8 protein-coding genes are annotated in these 8,228 nt (G+C 60.4%); 4 read left to right on the forward strand and 4 right to left on the reverse strand.

Translation table 11 applies throughout. The features are described from left to right. Nucleotides 1-1,304 (reverse strand): DEAD/DEAH box helicase (locus tag EPO09_RS06985; RefSeq protein ID WP_290641547.1); only part of this gene is annotated, 1,304 nt, incomplete at its 3' end. A 741-nt stretch (nucleotides 1,305-2,045) separates the two neighbouring features. On the opposite strand from EPO09_RS06985, the gene EPO09_RS06990 reads away from it, so the two are divergent. Then, nucleotides 2,046-3,350, forward strand: a complete 1,305-nt coding sequence (locus EPO09_RS06990) for a replication-associated recombination protein A (protein WP_290641549.1) — start codon at nucleotides 2,046-2,048, stop codon at nucleotides 3,348-3,350. A 10-nt stretch (nucleotides 3,351-3,360) separates the two neighbouring features. On the opposite strand, the gene icmH is transcribed toward EPO09_RS06990, so the two are convergent. The 3 genes from icmH to tssJ all read right to left on the reverse strand — a co-directional run bounded on the left by icmH (nucleotide 3,361) and on the right by tssJ (nucleotide 6,315). After that, a complete protein-coding gene (icmH, locus tag EPO09_RS06995) occupies nucleotides 3,361-4,161 on the reverse strand; it encodes a type IVB secretion system protein IcmH/DotU (RefSeq protein WP_290641551.1) in 801 nt (266 codons plus the stop codon). 62 nt (nucleotides 4,162-4,223) lie between these two features. After that, nucleotides 4,224-5,585, reverse strand: a complete 1,362-nt coding sequence (gene tssK, locus EPO09_RS07000) for a type VI secretion system baseplate subunit TssK (RefSeq protein WP_290641553.1) — start codon at nucleotides 5,583-5,585, stop codon at nucleotides 4,224-4,226. 22 nt (nucleotides 5,586-5,607) lie between these two features. Further along, nucleotides 5,608-6,315 carry a type VI secretion system lipoprotein TssJ gene (gene tssJ, locus EPO09_RS07005; protein WP_290641555.1) on the reverse strand — a complete coding sequence of 236 codons (708 nt, stop codon included), beginning with the start codon at nucleotides 6,313-6,315 and terminating at the stop codon, nucleotides 5,608-5,610. Between tssJ and EPO09_RS07010 the strand changes: the two genes are divergently transcribed. The 3 genes from EPO09_RS07010 to EPO09_RS07020 all read left to right on the forward strand — a co-directional run. After that, on the forward strand, nucleotides 6,197-7,309 hold the full coding sequence (locus EPO09_RS07010; protein WP_290641561.1) for a hypothetical protein: 1,113 nt from the start codon (nucleotides 6,197-6,199) through the stop codon (nucleotides 7,307-7,309). The two genes, tssJ and EPO09_RS07010, sit on opposite strands and share 119 nt — an antisense overlap. Before the next feature lie 24 nt (nucleotides 7,310-7,333). Next, nucleotides 7,334-7,849 (forward strand): type VI secretion system contractile sheath small subunit, encoded by a 516-nt coding sequence (gene tssB / locus EPO09_RS07015; RefSeq protein WP_290641557.1) that lies wholly within the window; start codon nucleotides 7,334-7,336, stop codon nucleotides 7,847-7,849. 4 nt (nucleotides 7,850-7,853) lie between these two features. Next, nucleotides 7,854-8,228: type VI secretion system contractile sheath large subunit (locus tag EPO09_RS07020; RefSeq protein ID WP_290641559.1), on the forward strand; the 375-nt coding region annotated here is incomplete at its 3' end.

Below are 8,228 nucleotides of genomic sequence, written 5' to 3' on the forward strand. Positions count from 1 at the left end.
GTGAAGCGCTCGATGCGACGCATCATGCCGATGTCACGACGTTCGCACAGGGTCACGGCCAGGCCGCTGCGGCCAGCACGACCGGTACGGCCAATGCGGTGAACGTAGTCTTCTGCCTTCATGGGCATGCCGTAGTTGATCACGTGGGTGATCGTGGGCACGTCGATGCCGCGAGCGGCCACATCGGTGGCCACCAGCACTCGCAGTTGACGCGAGCGCAGTGCTTGCAGCACGCGGTTGCGACGGCCTTGAGGCATGCCACCGTGCAGGGCGGCCACGGCGTGACCCATGTCAGCCAGGCGGTCAGCCAGGATGTCGGCATCGCGCTGGGTGCTGGTGAAGATCACGGCCTGGTCAACGTCCTTGGACGTCAGCAGGTGGTCCAGCAGTTCGTTCTTGTGCGACAGCGAGTCGGCCAGGTGCAGGCGTTGCTCGATGTTGTCATGGCTGTCCGTGTGCGACGAGACTTCGATGCTCACGGCATCGCGTGTCAGGCGCTGAGCCAGTTGGCCCACGTGACCGGCGAAGGTCGCGCTGAACATCATGGTCTGACGGTTTTCAGGCGTCTGCTCGGCGATGGCTTCGATGTCTTCGATGAAGCCCATGTCCAGCATGCGGTCGGCTTCGTCCAGGATCAGCACTTCCAGGTTGGACAGCACGCAAGCGCCGGTACCCAGGTGGTCGAGCAGACGGCCAGGGGTGGCGATCAGCACGTCCAGCGGGCCGCGCAGGGCCTTGAGCTGAGCAGCGTAAGGCACGCCACCCACGATGGTGGCCACGCGCAGACCTTGCATGTGACGGCCGTAGGTGTCGGCAGCCTTGGCCACCTGCATGGCCAGCTCACGTGTAGGTGCCAGCACCAGGACGCGAGGGCCGTAGGTCTTGCCCTTTTCACGGCGCTTGGTGTTGTCGCCACGGGCGGCAATGATGCGTTCCAGCGAAGGCAGCATGAAGGCGGCGGTCTTGCCGCTACCGGTGCTGGAGGCCACGCGCAGGTCGGCACCCTTCAGGGCTGCGGGAATGGCTTCAACTTGAACCGAGGTCGGTTGGGTGTAGCCGGAGTCCTGCAGCGAGCGGCACAGCATCGGGCTCAGGCCCAGGTCTTCAAAGCGGGGGCCTTCGTAAGCGGCTTCGGCAGTGCCTTCTTCGCCTTCGACAGCTTCGTCTGCGTCTTCACCGAATTCTTCGGCTTGCAGGCGGCGCGCCAGGGCGTCGATCAGGGAAGCGCTGTGGGCGTCGACACGCGACTCGTCCACGGATGCTTCGATCTGGTCATTCTGGGGCAATTGGTTTTCTTGTGACATAACTTCTTTCAAGCAAGACAAAGCGCTGCCACTTGCCGAAAAAGGCAAGCAACAAAACGCCACGGTCAGGCGTTGACAAATCGTCAGACGGCCTGAGCCAAGGTGGGGTCGCTATGGATTCGTGTCCGTACTTCGTGACAAGCGCACAAACTGATCGAGCAAGTTGGCTCGGTCATCCGGCGAAGGCTCTAGCCTCAAGGGGCCACGGTGAGTCGGTTGATAAGCGACGGCATCGCCGCCAACCGGAACTCAAGACACGCTCTTGGTTGTTAGCCTGCACGTTTTGAAAGGCTTCTCTTGAAGGAGAGCTTCCGAAACCTTGTGCGGTGAACAACCCGGCTTGAAAAAGGTCAGAGGGGATGATCTTTAAACTTCGAGCCATCTCTGGCTGCGAAGTCGCTCATTGTGTCATCCCCTCAGGGTTTTGTCTAGTACCCTGTGCAAATCACTTCTGGCGGACCATGGACAGCTCAATGGTCTGGTGGCGGCCGCGCAGGGCAAAGTCCACGCCGATAGGAAGCAGAACCAGGCAAACGATGGCAAGGGTCAACATGGGGCACCTCAGCTTTCTTCTTGACGGTTTCTTGTCTGGGGCCGACCTGAAACAAGCGCCGGGATTGATTTCGCAGCATGCGCCGATGGCGCGATCTGCAAATCAGGATAAACCTTCATCAAATCGTCATATTTCTCCTGTCTGGATGGCTTGTCAAATGGCACGACAGTGCCTGCGACAATGACGTCATGTCTGATCTGTTCAAACTGGAGCCGGCGCCGCCACTGGCCGAGGCGCTTCGTCCGCATCAACTGTCCGATGTGATCGGGCAGACTCATTTGCTGGGTGAGGGCAAGCCGCTGCGCCTGGCGTTCCAGTCCGGCAGGCCGCATTCGATGATCCTGTGGGGGCCGCCTGGTGTGGGCAAGACCACGCTGGCGCGCTTGACGGCGCAGTCGTTTGATTGCGAGTTCATCGCCTTGTCGGCGGTTTTTTCGGGCGTCAAGGACATCCGTGCGGCCATGGAGCAGGCCGAACAAAATCTGGCGCGAGGCAAGCACACGATCTTGTTTGTGGACGAGATCCATCGCTTCAACAAATCGCAGCAGGATGCCTTGTTGCCATATGCCGAGTCTGGTCTGGTCACCTTCATTGGGGCAACCACAGAGAACCCTTCATTCGAAGTGAACTCGGCCTTGTTGTCGCGCGCGCAGGTCTATGTGCTGAAGTCGCTGACAGATGAAGAGCTCAAGCAACTGCTGGCGCGCGCGCAAGCCAAGGCCTTGTCGCACCTGCAATTTGACGAACTCGCGGTCGATACCCTGGTGGGCTATGCCGATGGCGATGCAAGGCGCTTTCTGAATTTGCTGGAACAGTGCAACACGGCGGCCGGTGCAGCAGGCACCACCCACATTGATGCCGCCTTCATTCAGAACGCGTTGACGCTCAATGCCCGTCGTTTTGACAAGGGCGGCGATAACTTCTATGACCAGATTTCGGCCTTGCACAAGTCGGTGCGCGGCTCGAATCCGGATGGTGCGCTGTACTGGTTGTGCCGCATGCTTGATGGCGGCGCAGACCCGCGTTATCTGGCGCGGCGGATCGTGCGCATGGCGTGGGAAGACATTGGCCTGGCTGACCCGCGCGCCATGCAGATCGCCAATGATGCTGCCGAGACGTTTGAGCGGCTGGGTGCGCCAGAAGGCGAGTTGGCCTTGGGCCAGGCTGTGATCTATCTGGCTGTGGCCGCCAAAAGCAATGCCGGCTACAAGGCCTACAACCAGGCGCGCGCTTTCGTGAAGCAGGACAAATCACGCGAGGTGCCGGTGCATCTGCGTAACGCACCTACCAAGCTCATGAAAGAGCTGGGCTATGGGCACGAGTACCGCTATGCCCATGACGAGCCGCACGCCTATGCCGCTGGCGAAACCTATCTGCCTGATGGCATGGCTGATCCGCAGTGGTATCAGCCTGTGCCGCGAGGGCTGGAGGCCAAGATCGCCGACAAGATGGCCTTCTTGCGCAAGCTGGACGAAGAGTCCGGCGGGCGCTGACCTTTATTGCTCAGGGCAGTGTGATCGTGATGTTGGCTACTTGGGGCGCCAGTTGAACGATGTGGTGGTGGGCGCCCAAGGCCTGCTTGGTTTGCTCGGTCAATTGCCAGCGCAGCCCGAGGAAACCCAGCAAAGCCATCAGCCCGAAAACCGAGCCGATCACCCACAGCGGCACTTCGTTCTTCAACTGGTTCTGCACGCGATCCGGTGCCGACCAATGCGGCGCAAAACCGGCGCCGTGGCCTTTGATGCGGGCGATTTCGTCGCCCAGTCGCGCAGTGAGGTAGCCGAGCTTCTCTGTGCCTTCCAGCAAGTACTTGCCTTGAAAGCCAAGTAGCAGGCAGATGTGGAAGACCTCCAGTGCTTGTACGCGCGGCGCGCCTTGCCGGCGCAGGTCTTCCAGTTTTTCGAAGAATTGCTCGCCAGCCAACTGCTCGCCGAAGAACTGCATCTGCAAGGGCAGACGGATCCAGGCATCACGAGCCTTGAAGCCGGACATCAGCACCGCTTCGTCTACTGTTGCGCAGAAGGCGTACTTGCACAGGTAGATGTCTTCGGCGGAGGCCTGCATGCGCGTGGCACCCCGCTCGAACGCGGTCAGGAATTGCTTGATGCGATCGCGAAACACGTCCGCATCCATCGGGGCGTGTTTGCCCTTGAGGAGGAACAGCAGGTAGAAGCCGTCGTACATCAGATCCAGCAGAGATGCCGCATCCTTGTCGGCTGAGGCCACTGCGCGCAGGTTGGTCTGATGGCGAGGCGTGCCGACTTGATCTGGAAACAAGCGGGGGGCGTTGGCGGCGGGGCTCATGTCAGGTGCTCCATCATCGGGCGTTCATCAGTCGGTCATCAGGCGGGTTCAGTCGAGGGCTGTCAGGCATTCACGGCCACCAGTTCCAGGCGCAAATCCTGGATGCCGGAGGGCACGTAGATGCTGAGCGCTTGTGCCTGCATCATGCGATCGTAGAGTGCGCCGCGCGACTCCAGTGTGAAGTAGTAGCTGCCTGGTCGCACCGGCACGGCGGCCGGTACTTGAGGCGCATGAACCAGCTTCACGCCGGGCATGGCCGACAAGACCAGCTTGTCCACATCGTCCGGCGCGCCCAGCTTGAAGCGTGCGGGCACCACGTCCACCAGTTCGGCAGGCGGCATGGCGGCGGATACACCCAGGTAGAACTGCGTGGTCGCACTGATCTGCTCCGAATCCAGTCGGCCTTGATGGAAAGACGGGACGTTTTCCTGCAGGTTGATCGCGAAGTAGCGCGTCGAGATCACCGTTTCCAGCAAGTCGCGCACGATCTGATCCAGTCGGGTGAACGCCGGTCCGGGGTTCACATGGTCGTAGGTGGGCAGATCGGCCAGCGTGAAGGTCTTGGAGAAGGTCATCAGCGCACCGGCCAACTCCAGCAGGCGCTCGAACAGACGCTCCGGATGCAAGGCTGGATGGCGTGCAAGGTGGGACAGGCCAGCGAACGCGGCGCTGGCGGTGTGCAGCAGCCAGAACGATGCGACATCGCCTGAACGGAATTCGATGACGTTCTTGCTGGGCTCGCGATGCATGCCGTAGAGCGCATCCACCTTGGCTTGCATCACGTCCAGAAGGCGGCGCAGGTGCAGGAACAGCGCTGGTGATGCCTGGATGTTCAGGCACGGCGGCATGAAGCGGCCGTCCAGTTCATGCCCACCTGTCGAGGTTTTCTTCAGGCGCAGCAGCGGCAGGCTGACCAGATGCCCACGGGGCTCCGAGTCGGACAGCAAGCGAGCTGATTTGCGCAGCACTACCAGTTCGGCCGGAACCGCGTCTGTATAGGCATCTGCGGCTTGAATGGGGCTGCGGTAGTAGCGGGCGGCGGTGTCGGCTTCTTCTCGCGTGGCGGCCATGTTCGTGCCATTGCTGCGCAGAGGCGCCAGGGCCAGGTGGAAGACCGTGTCGGTGCCAGTCTGGTTGCCTGATTCAGTCAACGCCGAAAGCGACACGGGTGGCGGCAGCTCGTCTTCTGTCGGCGCATTGAAGAGCTCCCCATCCGGGAACACGACCTGCAATTCAAGGATGCGCAAGAGGCCTGTCTGCAAGGCGTCTGGATCAATCTTGATGTGGCGAACGCCCCATGCATACGGATGAAGCAGGCGTGACATCTGGGCCAGGCGCCACTCGTGATACGCGTCTTGCTGCTGGAAGTGTTGCGGCCTGAGGAAAAGGCCTTCTCCCCATAGGATCTTGGGTGACTGGATCACTTTTATCTCTTTCTTGTATGTATCAAGGGCAGGGCATGGCGACCGAGCGCACCGTGCTGGCTGCCTGACCGATGGCTTCACCAACCTGAATACTCAAGGCGCATGCGTGCGCACCGATGGTCAGGCCGGTCTTGTCTGCGGCCGCGGTGCTGAAGGCATAGCGCCAGCGTCCTGCCAGGGCATTCTTGTAAAGGGCGACGATGCCGATGTAGCGGGCTTCACGCGCAACCTTGTCCATGGCTTCGTGGTGCTGATTGGGGACGAGCTGGAGCTCGCGTACGCCGACGAGGTCATCGCCGAGCACCGCCTTTTCCTTTGCGGCATCACCGAAGGTGTCGTAGCTTGCCTGGAGGAACGCGTCCGGGCTTTTGAGCTTGTAGATGCGCACGACCAGCGCCAGCGCATGGCCCTGTTCATCCACGTTGAGTGACTCGCTGGCATACACGCGCCAGTTCACTTTGTAGTCCGGCATGGCGCTGTCAGGGATCTCGGGCGCGGGTGGTACATCTGGCTTCTTCAATCCGACAGCTGAGAGTGCTGCATCCGTTGCGCTGCTGATCATGCCCAGCAGACCATCACTGGATGACGATGGTGCCGAAGGTGTACCGGGCATGGTGGGCATTGCTGGCCCAGAGGGAATGGACGGTGCGGACGCGCAGCCGCTGATTGCAACGCTCAATGCAACGCTTGACGCAAGCAAGGATGCGGCGATCAGATCGCCGATGCGCACGCCGAGCCTCTCCCTTGTTCTTGTGTTCATACTTCTTGAGCGGGGCGCCCTGTGCCCATCGCAGGCGCGTAGTTTAAGAAGCTCTGACGGCCCGATGAATGAGGCTCCCCCACTGGAGGGGGTGGTGATTTGCAACCAAGTGAAAGAGTCTGTAAATCACCCCCCTATGGGGGCAGGCAGTTATTTCGAATTCGGCTTTAATCCGGCCTGTCGCTTGATGCCAAAGTGCTTTCGCGGCAACGATAAAGATCAAACAGGGAGTAGTAGATTGAGTCTGGCATTCGTACGCCGCGGCATGTGCTGCGCGGTGATGGTTTCCGTGCTGTCGGCCTTGACGGCATGTTCGTCCACACCAAAGAAGGATGATGTGGCGGCCAGGTTGGCTGTGCAGGAGCAGGTCAACGAAAACCTGGCTGCAGCGGACAAGGCCCAGAAGCAAGGCAATACTGAACAGGCCATGGTTCAACTCGATCAGGCGATCAAGGCTGATCCTTCGTCCAAGGCGCCATGGCTGAAGAAGGCTCAGATCCATTTTGATGCGCATCAATACGGGCCAGCGATCACCGAGTCGCAGGAAGTCCTTCAGCGGGACGTGAACGACCTGACCGCCAAGAGCATTCTGGCTGTGAGTGGCTTGCGCGTGAGTGCCCTGGCGCTGGAGCAATTGCGCAAGGCCAATGAAGTTAACGGCTCGACGCGTAGTGAGGCAGAGAGTGTCGCCAAGCTGATTCGAGAAGCTTTGGGCGAACCCATCCTTGTGCCACAACCCGTCGCTGCGGCCTCCGAGCCCGTGAAAGCGAAGACCGCGGCCAAGTCTCAACCCAGAGCAGTGCTGGCCGCCGCATCGGCAGTGCCTGCCGTGCCCCGTACCAATTCCGCACCAGCAGCCGCACCAGCGCTGGCGCAGCCCGTGAAGTCCACACCTCCAGCCACTACGGCACGAGCCGCAGGAGCTTCGGGTGGTCGCAACAATCCCTTTGGTGCTTTGCAGTAAACAGTTCAAGGAAGGAGCCTTTCCATGGCCAAGAAAGACAGCGTTCAAAAACGTCTGGAGCGCGTGCGCCCACCGCGTGTTCAGCTCACGTATGACGTCGAGATCGGCGATGCCATCGAGCAAAAAGAGCTGCCCTTCGTGATGGGCGTGATGGGTGATTTCACCGGTCAGCCCGATCCGGACAAGCCTGCGCCCAAACTGAAGGACCGCAAGTTCGTCAACGTCGACATGGACAACTTCGACGAGGTCATGGCCGGCATGGCGCCGCGCGCCAGCTATCGCGTCAAGAACAAGCTCAGCCCTGAAGGCGGCGAGTTCGCCGTGAACCTCGAATTCAAGAAGATGGATGACTTCCGTCCTGAGTCCGTTGTTGAGCAGGTCGAGCCGCTTCGCAAGCTGCTGGAAGCGCGTACCAAGCTGTCTGACCTGCGTAACAAGTTGGCCGGCAACGAGAAGCTGGAAGATTTGCTGGGCCAGGTGCTGAGCAATACCGAACATCTCAAGACCTTGGGCGCCCAGGCTCAGCAAGATCAGGAGTAAGACCATGAGCGCACAACTGCAAGCCCAGACGGGCGCATTGGCCGAAAGCGTCAGCCTGCTGGATGACATCGTCGCCAAGAGCAAGGTCGCCAAGACCGATACCGAGCATGCTCGCGCCAAGGACATCATTGGCGAGTTGGTCAAGGAGGTGCTGGACGGTACCGTGGTGGTGTCGGACAACCTGTCGGCCAACATCGATGCCCGCATCGCCGAGATCGACCAGCTCATCTCTGATCAGCTCAGCGAAGTGATGCACGGCGCCGAGTTCCAGAAGCTCGAATCCTCGTGGACTGGCCTGCAGTACCTCTGCAAGCAGACCTCCACGGGCGAGCAGATGAAGATCAAGGTGCTCAACACCACCAAGAAGGAACTGGTCAAG

The organism is Aquabacterium sp. (assembly GCF_004297345.1).
GTDB lineage: Bacteria > Pseudomonadota > Gammaproteobacteria > Burkholderiales > Burkholderiaceae_C > Aquabacterium.

Coding starts and splice junctions, on each gene's coding strand:
- EPO09_RS06990 (WP_290641549.1), top strand. CDS start 2,046: ATGTCTGATCTGTTCAAACTGGAGCCGGCGCCGCCACTGGCCGAGGCG.
- icmH (WP_290641551.1), bottom strand. CDS start 4,161: ATGAGCCCCGCCGCCAACGCCCCCCGCTTGTTTCCAGATCAAGTCGGC.
- EPO09_RS07010 (WP_290641561.1), top strand. CDS start 6,197: ATGGTGGGCATTGCTGGCCCAGAGGGAATGGACGGTGCGGACGCGCAG.
- tssB (WP_290641557.1), top strand. CDS start 7,334: ATGGCCAAGAAAGACAGCGTTCAAAAACGTCTGGAGCGCGTGCGCCCA.